The following is a 16,436-nucleotide window of genomic DNA, read 5'->3' as shown; positions in this document are numbered from 1 at the left end:
CCGGATTCCTCTTAATGAGGAATTGCAGATATCCTAACAAACCGTTCCAAATTGTTTTCATAATAACAAATATCGGAATTAAAATTCAAATAAATTACAATTAAAACATAAACCCGATGCTAAACCATGTAAATCCTTTAGGCTGTTCCGGGGACCAGGAATATTTTATTTCTATAGGTCCAATGACTGTTTCTAAACCATATCCTACGGCATAGCCAGAATATTTTGGAATTGAAACCCAATCCACGGTCTCAAAAATCCGATCTCCAATATTAGCAAAATTTGCCGAAAAATTGATGTGGTTTTTTTTATAAAACTCATAATCTATCGTTCCTGTTGATTTTATATAACTATTAGCGGCCACACTTAAATAATCGTATCCATATAAATATTTGAAATTATTAAGCGGATTATATCCATATCCTCCTAAAATAAAATTAAAAAAAGCAACGCTTTCCTGACCAAAAGAAAACCCGGCATCGGTTTGGAATTTTACTGTAGCGTTCTTAAATAAAGTTGCGGCTACACCAAAATCTGCTTTAGCAATAGAAAACGGTTGAAAATCGCCCGTGTAATTAGACGAAAGCAAATAGGTTTGAATATCACCAGTAAAATACCATCCTTTTTTAGGAAAATATTTATTATCAAAAGAATCAAATTTCATGTAGCCAAAAAGACTGAAGTAATTACTGTTATCAATTATTGGATCTACATTGGCGAGTGTTTCTGATTTTATTTTTAAATATTTGAGTTCGACTCCGCCTCCTATCAGAAATTTTTGAACAAATAAAGACTGGAAATACGCTTGATTTGTCAAGTCCGTAAAATCTACATTAATCGAATTTATATCCGGATTATTAAACGTTGTACTGCTTATTTCTTTGGCTACATTCCTGTTAAATTGGTTGTAATAAGATTTAAAACCAAAACTCAAATTAAATCTATTTTCAATATAATAATCTAAATTGTATCTAATATTATCTCCTAAAACAATATCCAGAGAGGCTATATCATTTTTAAAAAGTGTTTTTTTACGGGTCAAATTTACCAAAACGCCACTTTTGAATAAATTATCATAATGCAGGCCAAATTTTAAATAGGTTTTTGTTGAATTCTCTTCTAAATTTATGTTCAGGTCTACACCCCTTTTATTAGGTTCCAATGAATATGAGATAGAGCTGAAATTTTTGGTTGCATTGATATTATTAATGCCTTTTAATAAATCATCATAGCACGTTTTTACTCCGGGCTTAAATCTTAGCTTCCCTATGACATACTCTTTCGTGTAATTCTTTAATTCATTGCTGTTTATTGCTCTTATTTGAAGACTGTCTGACAGTAGTTTTAACTTGGGCTTCGTGTAGGGATTGGACGCATCAACAAGTTGTTTGAGTTGCTCATAAATCCCAAATGTTGCCTCTTCCCCTTTTCTTATTATTTCCTTTCCCTTGTCAAATGAGATCACACCATATTGTGTAACGTCTGGTCTAATGTAAATATCAGTATCCGTTACATTTTTTTTCATTCGCTCTATAGATTGAAGATTGGTGATTTGAACTAAAATTTTAGTAGCATCCTTGAGTTCTGTTCGGTCTAATAAATCATTTTGAACATCAACTCCTATAATGATATCCGCACCTAATTTTCGCACCTCTTCAATGGGATAATTATTAACAACGCCTCCATCTACCAGAATTTTTCCGTCAATTTCCACCGGAGAAAATAAGGAAGGAAATGCGGAACTGGCTATCATGGCCTGTGCCAGATTCCCTTTGTTCAATACCACTTGCTCTCCCGTTTCAATATTAGTTCCAATACATAAAAAAGGAATTGGAAGCTGGTTAAAATCCTTAATGTGTCTTACGTTTCTGGTAATTCTGCTCAATAAATTATAATTGTAGATCCCTTTAGACAAGGCTTCTGGAATTCCTATTTTGAATTTGTCAAACGGTAAAACCAATGCATACAATTCGTCGTTTCTTTTTTCATAAAAATTCTTGGAAGACCTGGGGATAAAATCATTTATTAATTCATTGAAATCGGTCGCTTGAAAAATAGAATCGATCTGGTTTGCATTGTAACCTGAAGCATACAACCCTCCAATAACTGCACCCATACTGGTTCCGCCTATGTAATCAATCTTGACACCCGCTTCTTCTAACACCTTAAGGACTCCTATATGAGCAAATCCTTTTGCACCACCACCGCTTAAAACCAATCCTACTTTGGGTCTTTTTTGCTCCTGCGAAAACACCATCAAACTAGTAAAAACAAGAAATATTAGTGCAATTTTCTTCATAAGCAGCAATTTGGCAGTACTAAAACTGGACGCGATTGGGTATTATTTGTCCAAGTTTAGATACTCTAGATTAATCATTGATTTGTTGCCTTGTAAAATTCGGTAATTTTTTTGGCTTTAGACACACCTATAACGTCCGAAATTTCTTTTTCTGTTGCTAATTTCAATCTTTTAACACTTTTGAAGTGTTGGATCAAGGTCAGCATCGTTTTTTCGCCAATACCGGGAATGGATTCTATCGAAGAATTCAGTGCTGCTTTACTCCTTTTATCCCGGTGATGCGTTATCCCAAAACGGTGCGCTTCGTTGCGTAATTGCTGGATTATTTTAAGGGTTTCTGATTTTTTATCTAAATATAACGGAATAGAATCACCCGGATAAAAAAGTTCTTCGAGCCTTTTGGCAATGCCAATTATGGCTATTTTTCCGCGAAGACCCAATTCGTCAAGACTCTTCAGCGCTGATGACAATTGCCCTTTTCCACCGTCAATAATTATTAAATTCGGTAACGGTTCCTTTTCGTCCAGCAATCGTTTGTACCTTCTATAAACCACTTCGGTCATTGAAGCAAAATCATCCGGTCCTTCGACTGTTTTTATATTAAAATGGCGGTAGTCTTTTTTGCTGGGTTTTCCATCTTTAAAAACCACACAAGCCGCTACAGGATTTGTCCCTTGAATATTCGAGTTGTCAAAACATTCAATATGTCTTGGCTCTACAGGCAATCGCAAATCTTTTTGCATTTGTGCCATAATCCTTTTTGTATGACGGTCTGGATCTACAATTTGCAGTTGTTTGAGTTGTTCAATTCGGTAAAACTTAGCGTTGCGAATGGATAAATCCAAAATTTGCTTTTTATCTCCCAATTGCGGAACAGTTACTTTTATATTCTCCCCTAAATCAACGGGAAACGGTACGATTATTTCACGCGACAGCAATTGAAAACGTTCCCGCAGTTCAATAATTGCTAATTCCAGTAATTCTTCATCGGTTTCGTCAAGTTTCTTTTTGATTTCCATCGTGTGTGAACGAATAATCGAACCGTGCGAAATTTGTAGAAAATTTACGTACGCCGCACTTTCATCCGATACAATCGAAAAGACATCAATATTCGTAATTTTTGGATTTACAATCGTGGAACGCGACTGGTAATTCTCCAACACTTCGATTTTCTCTTTTATTTTTTGTGCTTCTTCAAAATGCATGTCGGCGGCCAGATTGGTCATCACCCGCTTGAAATCCTTCATGCTTTCCTTGAAATTCCCTTTCAGGATTTCGCGAATCGCATCCACTTGCTTTTGATAATTTTCTAAAGTTTCTAATCCTTCGCAAGGCCCCATACAATTACCAATATGATACTCAAGACACACCTTGAATTTTCCACTTTCGATATTGCTTTTACTCAAATCATAATTGCAAGTTCTAAGCGGATACAACTCTTTGATCAGTTCTAAAATAGTACTTACGGTCTTGAAACTAGTATACGGCCCAAAATATTCCGACCCGTCTTTGACCATTCTCCGAGTCGCAAATATGCGCGAAAAAGGTTCTTTCTTGATGCACAACCACGGATAACTTTTATCATCCCGCAATAACACATTGTAGCGCGGCTGCAAGGTTTTTATTAGGTTATTTTCTAGTAAAAGGGCATCGGTTTCCGTAGGAACCACAATGTGTCTTATGGTCACGATCTTCTTAACGAGCACATTGGTTTTGGCCGTGTCATGAATTTTATTGAAATACGAAGAAACTCTTTTTTTTAAATTTTTGGCTTTGCCTACATACAAAATTTTCCCTTCCTTGTCGTAATATTGGTATACGCCTGGATTATCAGGTAAGGTTTGGATTTGGAGTTCAAGTGAAGGAAGTAGCATTTTAGATTGATTCTTTTTAATTTAATTTTGCACTTCAAAAATACAAATAACATTTTTCAAAAGCGAAAAATGACGCACTTCTTATTTCTTCCCGAATAATTTTCTAAATTTAGCCTTTAAACTTTCTATGAATCTACGAGAACCTAAAAACATAACGATCTTAAAAGAGCCCATCTTACCGGGAGACAGCAAAACCATCAATATGGAAATTGCAAAACTCCATACCATGACCAAACTGAAAATTCCAATAATTGTAGAACGGTCAAAAATAAACGGGCCTACCGTATTATTCACCGCGGGGCTTCATGGAGATGAAATTAACGGGATCGAAATTGTACGCCAGCTGATTGTACAAAAAATCAATAAACCAAAAACAGGAACCATTATCTGTATTCCCGTGATTAATGTCTTTGGATTTGTGAATCAATCCCGAGAATTTCCAGACAAACGGGACTTAAACCGGGTATTCCCTGGCAGTAAAACAGGCTCACTTGCAAGCCGGTTTGCGTATAATTTACTTAAAGAAATTATTCCACATGTAGATTATGTAATTGATTTTCATTCCGGTGGCGCCAGTCGCTTCAATGCCCCACAAATTCGTATTGTTCCTAATAATCCAGAACTAAAAGCCTTGTCGGATATTTTCAACACCTCTTTTACGATGTATTCAAAAAACATTCCGGGAACTTTTAGAAATTCATGTAACAAGTTGGGGGTAAAAATGTTGCTGTTTGAAGGCGGAAAATCCATTGACATAAATGAAACGGTCACACAGGAAGGAGTTGAAGGTTCTAAACGAATATTGCATCATCTGGGGATGTTAAATGCAAAGAAAAAAACCATCATTCCTGAAAAAGAAACGATTTATATAGAAAAATCCGTCTGGGTCAGAGCCAAATACTCCGGGATGTTTCACGGTTATACTAAAATTGGCAATTACGTAACCAAAGGACAACTCTTGGGCTCGATTTCTGATCCTTACGGAAAGGTTGAACACAAAGTAAAAGCACCCAATTCAGGTTATATTTTTAATGTAAATGATGCGCCCATCGTATACCAAGGTGATGCCATCTACCATCTTTCTCTTTAAATACGAGTATACAATCCATACTTTTGCATCCGGTTCAAAATAATAAAACATGAATAAAACAGCCTTACGGAAAAAATACAAAGCCTTACGGAACTTCCTTTCCGAAAATGAAATCGAGGAAAAGAGTTTGGCTATAGCCAATAAAATACTGACACTTCCTCTTTGGGAGCAAACCTACTTTCATATTTTCCTACCTATAACAGAACAAAAAGAGATTAATACTGAATTTATTCTTCACATATTATCCGGAAAAGACAAAGAGATTATTGTTTCCAAAGCTGATTTTGCCACCCGAAAGATGACGCATTTTCTTTTGACTGATAATACCCGAATCAAAAAAAATGAATATAACATTCCCGAACCGGTAGATGGTATTGAAGTTCCTTCTACTAAAATCGATGTGATTTTTGTTCCGCTTTTGGCTTTCGACAAAAAAGGACATCGGGTGGGTTACGGCAAAGGATTTTATGACAAATTTTTATCAGAGTGCAAACCGGATGCAATCAAAATTGGACTTTCTTTCTTCGAACCCGAAGAATTGATTACCGATATTTTTGAAGGCGATATACAACTGGATTACTGTGTGACTCCGAATCAAGTTTATAAATTTTAATCCGTACTTTTGTAACTGATACAATCAACTTAACTTATGAGAACATTCAAAAATTCAAGATTTGCCGTAAGCGTTATGGTCATCCTTTTTGCAGTTTCCTTTTCAAGCTGCAGTATTCACACTGGAACCAGCAGATCATCCTATAAAGCTAAAAAACTACCTCCAGGTCAAGCAAAAAAAAAATATGGAGGGAAAAGCGCTAAGCAATATGCCCCCGGACACAATAAAAATTAATACAAACAAAAAAGACTTGCTCAAATCAGGAACAGGTCTTTTTGTATGTTATAAAAAACGTCGAACCTATTCGTGATGAAAAGCTTTTTTGTTGAAAAAAATCAAGATTCCAACTCCTGTTGAAATCGCCATATCGGCAATATTGAAGATAGCGTTGAAAAAAGTAAATTCTTTTCCGCCCCAAACAGGCAACCAGCTGGGTAGATTTCCGTGCCAAAAAGGAAAATAAAACATGTCTACCACTTTTCCGTGAAACCAGGTTCCATACGGTTGATCCGAGAATAAAGTAGCCACTTCTTGCTGACTATCATCAAAAATAATTCCGTAAAAAACAGAATCGATGATGTTCCCAAAAGCACCTGCCAAAATCAATGAAATGGCAACAATTAGATAGTTAGAACTATTTTTTCTTTCTATAGAATCCCATAGCCAGTACCCAATTCCGCCTACAGCGACCAATCTAAAAAGGGTTAAAAATAATTTTCCGTAAACCCCCGGAATTACTGTTCCCCATGCCATTCCCTCATTTTCAATGAAAAGGATTTTGAACCATTTGAATACTTCGACTTCTTCCCCTAAGATAAAATTAGTTTTGATGTAGATTTTAGTGACTTGATCAACAAGCAGTAAAATAAAAATAAGGAGATAGGCTTTTCGTAATGACATTTTATAAATTTTAATGGCGCAAAAATAGCAATTTAATCAAAAAAAACGCTCCCAATGGAGCGTTAAATATTGTTTAACTAGTAGTTTATCGTTGCAGGTTCTTTGCTTCAATACTCATTGTAGCGTGAGGGACAATTTTCAATCTTTCTTTCCCGATTAATTTGCCTGAGACTTTACACACTCCATACGTTTTATTTTCGACACGGAAAAGGGCATTTTTCAAATCCCGAATAAACTTTTCCTGACGAATTGCCAGTTGAGAGTTTGCTTCTTTAGACATCGTTTCGCTTCCTTCTTCAAAGGCTTTAAAAGTTGGAGAAGTATCGTCAGTTCCGTTATTTAAATCATTCATGTACGCACTTTTTATCAGATCTAAATCAGCCTGTGCTTTTTTAATTTTCCCAAGGATTATCTCTTTGAATTCTGCTAAATCAGTATCAGAATATCTTGTGATTTCATCTGTCATCTTATATTATTTTGAAATTAATATCATTGTTTTTATTTCATCAAATGTTATTTCCGTACCGTTTGTTATTTCATCTACAAATACCAATTCACTGGTCAGTGTTTCTGATTTTATATAGGCTTCATTTTCTAAAATTGCCTGCTCTAAAAGTCCGTTTCTCTTCAGTTGCACTTTAATTTTATCCGTAACTTCAAATCCGGAATCTTTACGAATATTCTGAATTCTGTTTACTAATTCTCTGGCAATTCCCTCTTGTTTTAATGCTGGTGAAATTGTAATGTCCAGCGCAACCGTTATTCCGTTAGCGTTTGCTACCAACCAGCCTTCAATATCCTGTGAGGTAATTTCGACATCTTCTTGTGTTAAAATTACGGTATTTCCTGCAATAACAATACTTAGGCTTCCATCCTTATCCAATTGACTGATCTGTGCCGCAGAAAACCCTTGTATTTCCCTAGAAATCAACCCCATATCCTTTCCAAAACGGGGTCCAAGTGCCTTAAAATTAGGCTTGATTTGTTTCACCAAAACACCGGATGCATCATCCAAAAGTACGATTTCCTTCACGTTTACCTCTGCTTTTATCAGGTCAGAAACAGCTTCAATTTCGGCTCTTTGATTGTCGTCAAGCACCGGAATCATTACCTTTTGCAACGGCTGACGCACCTTGATCATTTCCTTTTTTCGGAGTGATAAAACCAATGATGAAATGGTTTGTGCTTTCTGCATTTTGCTCTCCAACATTTTATTAACATAGTTTTCAACCGAAATTGGAAACTCGGCCAAATGTACGCTGTCATATTTTTCCGACTGTGTTGCTACAGTTAAGTCTCTGTAAAGTTTGTCCATGAAGAACGGAGCGATTGGCGCACCAAGTTTACTTATGGTTAACAAACACGTATATAAAGTTTGATATGCCGCGATTTTGTCTTGTGCATATTCCCCTTTCCAGAAGCGTCTTCTGCACAAACGAACGTACCAGTTACTCAAATTTTCCTGAACAAATTCAGAGATTGCGCGAGCCGCTTTCGTTGGCTCATAATCTGCATAATAGGTATCTACATCTTTTATCAAGGTATTCAATTCAGAGATAATCCATTGGTCAATTTCCGGTCTTTCGCTTAATGGAATCTCTGCTTCTTCATATTTGAAACCATCAATATTAGCATACAAACTAAAAAACGAATACGTGTTGTACAAGGTTCCAAAGAATTTTCTACGTACCTCAGCGATTCCTTCTAAATCAAATTTCAAATTGTCCCAAGGATTTGCATTCGAAATCATGTACCAACGCGTCGCATCTGGACCGTATTCTTTTAATGTTTCAAATGGATCTGCGGCATTGCCCAGACGTTTAGACATTTTTTGTCCGTTTTTGTCTAAAACCAATCCGTTAGAAACTACATTTTTATAGGCAACTTTATCAAAAACTAATGTCCCAATGGCATGTAAAGTATAAAACCAACCACGCGTTTGATCCACTCCTTCAGCAATGAAATCAGCAGGAAAATCCTTGTTTGCGTCTATTTTATCTTTGTTTTCAAAAGGGTAATGCCATTGCGCATAAGGCATGGAACCAGAATCGAACCAAACATCAATCAAATCAGCTTCACGTTTCATTGCCTTTCCAGAAGCAGAAACCAAGGTGATTTCGTCGACTACATTTTTATGCAAATCAACTAAATCGTAATTGGATTCAGCCATATTTCCAATTTCAAAACCTTTAAAAGGATTTTCTTTTTGAAAACCTGCAGCGATAGATTTTTCAATTTCGTTGTATAATTCTTCAACAGAACCAATTAAGATTTCCTCTTGTTTATCTTCAGTTCTCCAAATTGGCAATGGAATTCCCCAGAATCTGGATCGCGATAAATTCCAGTCATTGGCATTTTTTATCCAGTTTCCAAAACGTCCTTCTCCAGTCGATTTTGGCTTCCAGTTAATCGTTTCGTTCAGTTCGAACATTCTGTCTCTAACCTCCGTGATTTTTATGAACCAGGAATCCAATGGATAATATAAAATCGGCTTATCGGTTCTCCAGCAATGCGGATAACTGTGGACATATTTCTCTACTTTGAAGGCTTTGTTTTCTTCTTTTAATCGAATGGCAATTTCAACATCTACTGAACGCTCTGGCGCTTCACCGTCGTTGTAATATTCATTTTTCACATATTTACCGGCATATTCGCCCACATGTGAGGTGAATTTTCCTTGTAAATCTACTAATGGAACCGGAGTTCCATTTTCATCCAGCACCAACATCGGCGGGATTTCTGGCGTAGCTTCTTTTGCTACTCTTGCATCATCAGCACCAAAAGTAGGTGAGGTATGTACAATTCCTGTTCCATCTTCGGTAGTTACAAAATCTCCTGAAATTACTCTAAAAGCATTTTCAGCATTTTGATACGGAAGCACCAATGGCATTAGTTGTTCGTACCGAATATCAACTAAATCAGCTCCTTTGCATTCTGCTAAAACCTGAAACGGAATTTTCTTGTCGCCTTCTTTGAAATTTTCAAAATCAGCAGGTTCTGTACTTTCAAAGAACCCTTTCCCGAATTGTTTTGCAACTAATTTTTTAGCCAAAATCAATGTTGCCGGACGAAATGTATATTGATTGAATGTTTTTACTAAAGCATATTCAATTTTTAGACCTACAGTCAAAGCGGTATTACTTGGCAATGTCCAAGGCGTTGTCGTCCAAGCGAGGAAATAAAAATCCCCAGCCCAGCCCTCCCCTTTGGGGAGGGAGTCGAGTCCGAAAGCCTTTGATACCGAATTTTCAGTTTCAGCTCCCTCTCCTTTGGAGAGGGTTGGGGAAAGGACTTTAAATTGTGCCACAACAGTCGTATCCGTTACATCACGATAACTTCCTGGTTGGTTGACTTCATGAGATGACAATCCTGTCCCTGCTTTTGGGGAATAAGGCTGAATGGTGTAGCCTTTGTACATCAAATCCTTGTTGTAGATTTGTTTCAAAATCCACCAAACCGTTTCCATATATTTAGATTTATAGGTCACATACGGATCTTCCATATCAACCCAATAGCCCATTTTTTCGGTCAAATCGTTCCATACATCTGTATAACGCATTACGGTTTTTTTGCACGCTTCGTTGTATTCTTCGATGGAAATGGTTTTTCCAATATCTTCTTTGGTGATTCCCAATTCTTTTTCGGTTCCTAATTCCACCGGCAAGCCATGCGTATCCCAGCCGGCTTTACGCTTTACCTGGAACCCTTTTTGAGTTTTATATCTGCAAAAAATATCTTTAATGGCGCGTGCCATTACGTGGTGAATTCCCGGTAATCCATTTGCCGAAGGCGGCCCTTCAAAAAACACGAATGGGGTGTTTCCTTCACGAGTGGTTACACTTTTCTCGAATATGTTTTCCTTCTTCCAAAAATCAAGTACCTCTGACGCTACAGTTGGTAAGTCAAGTCCTTTGTATTCAGTAAATTTTGTGCTCATTTTATCCTTTTCTAAATCGAGGTGCGAAAGTAAGGAATAGTTATGAATTATGAGTTATGAGTTACGAGTTTTTGCGTGAGGGATGGAAGAGGAAATCCTTTTATGAAGTTTACGAAATAAAAGATTGGAACGAACAGCCCGACCCGAAGTTTTTACGTAGGGTCACGCCCGAATTTCTAGGTAAAAACTTCTTTTAAAACATCCAGCGATTTTGGTTTTCTTGAAACTTTTATGGCTTTGCAATTTTCTAAAGTGAATTTGTTTTGAAAGAATTTGTATTAAATACAATTTCTTATCAAATTGAAGTATTTAACCCTTATTTGTCATCATCATCCAGTTCGAAAAAATCATTAACTGATTTTCCAAACAACCTTGATAATTTTAGCGCAAGAACTGTTGATGGCACAAAGCGATTGGTTTCAATTGAATTTATAGTTTGCCTTGAAACTCCTATTTTCTCCGCTAATTCCTCTTGAGTTAAATTTAAAATGGCGCGTTCTACTTTTAATCTATTCTTCATTATATGCTCTTTTTAGCTTTTTAAAGGTAATAATCTGAATTGCGAGCATAACTGCTAAAAGAGGAATATCCTTACTACCTTCTATTTTTGGCGTAGATGAGAAACTAAAAGTAATAGCATAATGAATAAATGGCAATATTAGATACAACAACACTGTTCCTATAACTGCATAATTATAAGATTGCAAACGAATTTTCGCAATTAACTCATCTTCTATTTTCTCTCGCGAAATTGAAATGATAAGTAATCCTAAAACCATATTAGTCAAAGCTATTCGCTCAAATAAATCATAGTGTTTTACTCCCACCAAATACAGCTTAAGCGATGTAATAATTGAAAGGACTGAAACAACAAATAATACTAAACCAACAATTTTAAATTTATTAGGAAGTTGGTAGCCGGTGATTTTTTCAATTTTTTCGATTTCCCCACCTTGTTTTACTTTTAATTCCATAAAGTTAATTAGTTAAAGTCTGCTTTCCATAAAGAACAACAAACTTGATTAAAAGACAAATATACTTTACTTTTAAACACAAAACTATATTTTCTCAAAAATTTTAAGTTTAAGAAAAAACTTCTTTTAAAACATCCAGCGATTTTGGTTTTTTGAAGCCGTCCAAGTGAAAACTGTAGTAATCGATCAGTATTCTTAAAACGATTTGCCGTTCGATGACATGGAATGTTTTTTGATCGGTATCGAATTTCAAATCGATTAGTTTTTTGAACAAATTGCTTTCATGTTCCGTGAGCGAACTGATGGCATTGAAAGGCGTAAAGACACCTTCGTTCATTTCGAAAAAAGGCATGTCCATATCAGAAATATCCGGATAAAAACCCAGATATTTTGTGGTTTCCAATAATAAAATCAAATGAAAATTAGCAATTTCATCGTGATTGTCGAGCCAATGCAAAGCGGTTTCCAGAAAGGTAAACAGATGTTCATTTGCCTCTTCTTCGTGAATGGAATGGTGTAGCATTTCGGAAATGAACATTACAATCGTGCTTTTATAAATATCCGAATGTATCGAATGAAAAGGAGTCCCGATTTTTATTTCCTTGAAATTTTCTAAAGTACCTTTGTTTTTATGAACGGCTTCAATTTCGAGTATCGTCAAAGGTTGAAAATAAGCGATTTTTTGATTTGATTTTCGACTCGAAAAAGCATCCCGAACGAAGTACGATTTCAAGCCATGTGACAGCGTAAAGCATTTCACAATTAAGCTTTTTTCTTGAAATTTTAAAGATGAAAGAACAATGGCTTTGGTTTTTACGAGCACAATTTTAATTTAAAGATTGAAAAAATTAAAGATTGAAAAATTCATTCTTCTAAATTACCTGATTATCATTACTTTTTTAACTTTAGTTTCCACTCCGTCTTGTGCCGAAATAAAAATCATATACACACCGGAAGCCACTTTATATTTCCCAAAGGCGGTGGTATCCCATTCTATTGTTCCACCCTCGGAAGTGGTTTCATAAACCAGATTTCCTCCAATATCAGTGATTTTAATGTTGGCTTTATCCAGTAATCCGGCAATTTTAACGGTTCCTTGGTATTCCGGTCGTACCGGATTTGGATACACATACGCGTTACTTAAATCATCATTAGCAGCAGTTGCAATTCCTTTGAAAGAAATCAGCCCTTTTGCAGTAGCAATAAAAACTTCGCCCGTAGCGCTATTGATCTCAATGTCATTGATCACATTGCTGGGCAACGGCGAGTTGCTTATTGTAAAATGATATTTGGTTTCCTGACCGTTTGGCGAGACTAAAAACAAACCGGAATCAGCCGTTCCTATCCATTTATTATTGGCACCATCAACAGCAATATCCGTAATAAATTGCTCGTATAACAATTCTTGGGCCAGATTATCGTCTGTAATAATTATGGGATTGGTCGTCATCTGGTCATCCGATTGAAAACTACTTACATTTGACAAAATTCGCAACCCTTTTGTAGTACCGATCCAGAGCTGGTTTCTGGTATCTATTGCAATAGTTCGAACATCCGAAACTGGTAAATTACCCAAATCAGCGCCTGTTGTTATTTTTTTAAATCTAGTGTTACTTTCGTTAAAACCAATCACACCATCACCATTCGTAGAAAGCCATTTGGTTCCATTTCTATCTATTGCAATTGTTCCAAAATTGTTGTCATTTGGCGAGTCCAAAATAGCATCCATCGCATAACTTTGCCATTGACCCGAAGGCCTCAAGACTTTCAATCCATTTTTTATTCGGCTGTTGGTAACCCAAAGATTTCCTGTTTTGTCAAATGCGGTTCCATTGATCCTAATGTCTTTATAATTAGGCCCTGCAAAGGTTAATGACTCTAAGCCGCTATTGGTTTGATTGTACAAAATTTTTGGTACGTCATTTTCTATTTTCAACAGTCCTGAGAAAAAAGAACTGGCATATACTTCGTTTTCATTGCTTGGATTAACTATTATTCTGGTCATTGATTGCGCTCCTAAAACTGCTTCATACGGAATATTTAACCACCCTGTAGCGCTAAATTTACTAATCCCATAACTGTCTAACGGATACGGATTATAATCGGACGTATAATCTCCGTAAACCCCCCAAAGCGAGCTGGGCGCCACCTGAAGCGAAAATATATTGTTTCTTGACGGACCAATGGGTGTTATGTTTTCAAAAGTTACCCCCAAAGAAAGCGTAGTTGTAGTCAATCCATTTTCTTTTGTTCCAATAAAAACAGTGTCGCCTATTATAGTAGCACACGTAAAACTAATATTGGGTTCCGGCAGTTGGTTGGTGTTTATTTGATGTGCCAATGCCATTTGGCTGTTATAAATATAAATCCTGCTTAAAGTTGTAACTACTAAATAACCATCCGATGTTCTCATATCCAATGCAGGTTGAGAAAGCTGAACAGATCCCGCAAACGAATCCGTAACCAAATTAAATTTATGAATGTATCCCGAAGCGTCCACAGCATACAGATTTAAACCTACTGTTGTTATGCCAGACCAGATTCCAGAGGCTATTGTGGTCCATTGGTTAAAATCGACTAAATTCTTATTAGAAACAGCAGCCCTTTTTATTCCATTATTTGTGGCAGCATAAATAAAACCATTGTACAATGCGGTTTGGCTCACACTGATTTCGGCACCGGCATTCCCAATAAAATAAGTATCCCCAAATTGCATGGTGGCCAAATTAAATTGGACAATACCAAAATCACACGAGAGATAAGCTATCCCTTCAAATTCCATGAAATGATTGATTTTCTTTATATCCGAAGGAAGTTGTTTGTTGATAATATCGACTACATTGAGCATGCTTCCATCAACTTCATTAATCACGATTAGCAGTCCGTTTTCATATCCTACAATTGTTTTATTGGAGGCTGTACTATGAAATACCGACGAGATGGTTTGTCCGGAGAGTCCGTCTACTGTATTGGTGGTTTTGATTATATTACTGGTTGTGTTTTTAGAAAACAACGCATTTTCAGAAGCAGCAAAAACGGCTGTTGCAGATACGGAGACATCTTTTATTTCATTATAGGAGAAATAACCCTGCCACGACAAATCGTTTTGAGCAAAACCCATTTGCACAAAAAGTAGCAGCAAAAAAAATAAAACGCTCTTGTTCATTATCTGTATGACTATTGAATTACAAATATAGAACAAACGAAAGTCTTAGCATTTTGTTACACACAAAAAATGCCTTCTGTCCAGAATAAAGACAAAAGGCATTTTATACAATAATTAAAGCTGATTTACACGACCCCTTGTGCCAGCATAGCATCTGCTACTTTTACAAATCCAGCAATGTTTGCTCCTTTTACATAGTTCACATATCCTTCTTCGTCCGTACCATATCTTTTACATTGATTGTGGATTCCTACCATAATCTCTTTTAGTCTGCTATCTACTTCTTCACTGGTCCAGTTTAAACGAATAGAATTTTGTGTCATCTCTAATCCAGAGGCTGCAACACCACCTGCATTTGCCGCTTTACCTGGTGCAAAAAGGACTTTTGCGTTTAAGAATTCTTTGATAGCTTCTAACGTACATGGCATGTTTGCTGCTTCGGTTACACAAATAACTCCATTTGCAATTAAGTTTTTTGCATCTTCCTCGTTCAACTCATTTTGAGTTGCGCAAGGAATGGCAATATCTGTTTTTACTTCCCACACACTTTTACCTCTGTGGAAAGCGGCATTTGGATATTTTTCTAAATACGATTCGCATCTGTTATCGCCTCTTGCCCTCATCTCTAGCATAAAGTCAATTTTTTCTCCGAAAATACCTTCCTCATCATAAATATACCCATCCGGACCTGAAATAGTAACTAATTTTCCGCCAAGGTCATTTACTTTCAAAGCGACTCCCCAAGCCACATTCCCAAATCCAGAAATGGAAACTGTTTTTCCATTGATAGTTTGGCCTATGGTTTTAAGCATTTGTTCCGCAAAATAAACCACTCCATACCCTGTTGCTTCCGGTCTGATCAAAGAACCTCCGTAAGCCAGTCCTTTACCGGTTAACACTCCAGTAAATTCGTTTTTTATTCTTTTGTATTGACCAAATAGATACCCAATTTCCCTGGCTCCAACACCAATATCTCCTGCAGGAACGTCTAATTGTGGCCCGATGTGTCTGCACAATTCCGTCATGAAAGACTGACAGAAACGCATCACTTCCCCATCTGATTTTCCTTGTGGATCAAAATCCGATCCTCCTTTTCCTCCGCCCATTGGCAAAGTGGTCAGACTATTTTTGAATACTTGTTCAAATGCTAAAAACTTAAGCACTGATAAATTTACCGTATGGTGGAAGCGTATTCCCCCTTTGTATGGTCCGATTGCTGAATTCATTTGAATTCTAAAACCTCTGTTAACCTGTATTTCACCACTATCGTCAACCCACGGAACACGAAATATAATCGACCGTTCTGGTTCAGCTATTCTGAGAAGCAAATTTTTTCCGTCGTATTTTTTCTGTTCTGCAATAAATGGGATTACAGTTTCAGCGAATTCCCTAACAGCTTGAATAAATTCAGGTTCATTTGGATTTTTGGCTTCAACTTGAGCCATAAATTCATTTACTTTTAGTAACATAGATTATAAATAATTGATTAAGAAAACGATTTCGTTAAACTATACAAAGATACATTTTATAAAAATATTCAGACTTAGTTTTTCCACTTTATCAATAGAATTATTTTTTTATTA

13 protein-coding genes are annotated in these 16,436 nt (G+C 36.4%); 3 read left to right on the top strand and 10 right to left on the bottom strand.

What is annotated here, in order from left to right; all coding sequences use genetic code 11:
- Positions 1–100 precede the first annotated feature (100 nt).
- Together EKL99_RS07750 and uvrC are read right to left on the bottom strand one after the other, a co-directional pair.
- Positions 101–2,299, bottom strand: coding sequence for a patatin-like phospholipase family protein (locus tag EKL99_RS07750; RefSeq protein ID WP_126576709.1), 2,199 nt, complete (start codon positions 2,297–2,299; stop codon positions 101–103).
- Positions 2,300–2,373: 74 nt separating this feature from the next.
- Positions 2,374–4,173 carry an excinuclease ABC subunit UvrC gene (uvrC, locus tag EKL99_RS07745; RefSeq protein WP_126563583.1) on the bottom strand — a complete coding sequence of 600 codons (1,800 nt, stop codon included), beginning with the start codon at positions 4,171–4,173 and terminating at the stop codon, positions 2,374–2,376.
- Positions 4,174–4,300: 127 nt separating this feature from the next.
- Here uvrC and EKL99_RS07740 point away from each other — a divergent pair, with 127 nt between their 5' ends.
- The 3 genes from EKL99_RS07740 to EKL99_RS07730 are packed head-to-tail and all read left to right on the top strand — an operon-like array spanning position 4,301 to position 6,110.
- Positions 4,301–5,263, top strand: a complete 963-nt coding sequence (locus EKL99_RS07740; RefSeq protein WP_231507404.1) for a succinylglutamate desuccinylase/aspartoacylase family protein — start codon at positions 4,301–4,303, stop codon at positions 5,261–5,263.
- 49 nt (positions 5,264–5,312) lie between these two features.
- Positions 5,313–5,876: a 5-formyltetrahydrofolate cyclo-ligase gene (locus tag EKL99_RS07735; protein ID WP_126576708.1), complete on the top strand. Its 564-nt coding sequence runs from the start codon at positions 5,313–5,315 to the stop codon at positions 5,874–5,876.
- A gap of 36 nt (positions 5,877–5,912) precedes the next feature.
- Positions 5,913–6,110, top strand: coding sequence for a hypothetical protein (locus EKL99_RS07730; protein ID WP_126567750.1), 198 nt, complete (start codon positions 5,913–5,915; stop codon positions 6,108–6,110).
- A 66-nt stretch (positions 6,111–6,176) separates the two neighbouring features.
- On the opposite strand, the gene EKL99_RS07725 is transcribed toward EKL99_RS07730, so the two are convergent.
- The 8 genes from EKL99_RS07725 to gdhA form a co-directional block, all read right to left on the bottom strand.
- Complete coding sequence (locus EKL99_RS07725) at positions 6,177–6,776, bottom strand: lipoprotein signal peptidase (RefSeq protein ID WP_126576707.1); 600 nt, start codon at positions 6,774–6,776, stop codon at positions 6,177–6,179.
- 85 nt (positions 6,777–6,861) lie between these two features.
- The gene (locus tag EKL99_RS07720; RefSeq protein ID WP_126561423.1) at positions 6,862–7,242 is read right to left on the bottom strand and encodes a TraR/DksA C4-type zinc finger protein; all 381 of its coding nucleotides are present in this window, start codon (positions 7,240–7,242) and stop codon (positions 6,862–6,864) included.
- Positions 7,243–7,248: 6 nt separating this feature from the next.
- Entirely contained in the window at positions 7,249–10,713 is a 3,465-nt protein-coding gene (gene ileS / locus EKL99_RS07715) for an isoleucine--tRNA ligase (protein ID WP_126567751.1), read from the bottom strand.
- Between the two features lie 316 nt (positions 10,714–11,029).
- Complete coding sequence (locus EKL99_RS07710; protein WP_126457642.1) at positions 11,030–11,233, bottom strand: helix-turn-helix transcriptional regulator; 204 nt, start codon at positions 11,231–11,233, stop codon at positions 11,030–11,032.
- On the bottom strand, positions 11,223–11,687 hold the full coding sequence (locus tag EKL99_RS07705; protein ID WP_126576706.1) for a hypothetical protein: 465 nt from the start codon (positions 11,685–11,687) through the stop codon (positions 11,223–11,225). The genes EKL99_RS07710 and EKL99_RS07705 overlap by 11 nt, the downstream gene beginning before the upstream one ends.
- 109 nt (positions 11,688–11,796) lie before the next feature.
- On the bottom strand, positions 11,797–12,510 hold the full coding sequence (gene recO / locus EKL99_RS07700) for a DNA repair protein RecO (protein ID WP_126576705.1): 714 nt from the start codon (positions 12,508–12,510) through the stop codon (positions 11,797–11,799).
- Between the two features lie 54 nt (positions 12,511–12,564).
- Positions 12,565–14,853 (bottom strand): T9SS type A sorting domain-containing protein, encoded by a 2,289-nt coding sequence (locus EKL99_RS07695; RefSeq protein WP_126576704.1) that lies wholly within the window; start codon positions 14,851–14,853, stop codon positions 12,565–12,567.
- 125 nt (positions 14,854–14,978) lie between these two features.
- Positions 14,979–16,322: an NADP-specific glutamate dehydrogenase gene (gdhA, locus tag EKL99_RS07690; protein ID WP_126457645.1), complete on the bottom strand. Its 1,344-nt coding sequence runs from the start codon at positions 16,320–16,322 to the stop codon at positions 14,979–14,981.
- Positions 16,323–16,436 lie beyond the last annotated feature (114 nt).

It is taken from the genome of Flavobacterium sp. ZB4P23, assembly GCF_003970375.1.
In the GTDB taxonomy this organism is placed as follows: Bacteria; Bacteroidota; Bacteroidia; order Flavobacteriales; family Flavobacteriaceae; genus Flavobacterium.
Note: the sequence above shows the minus strand (reverse complement) of the source record. Positions and strands in the feature narration are given on the sequence as shown.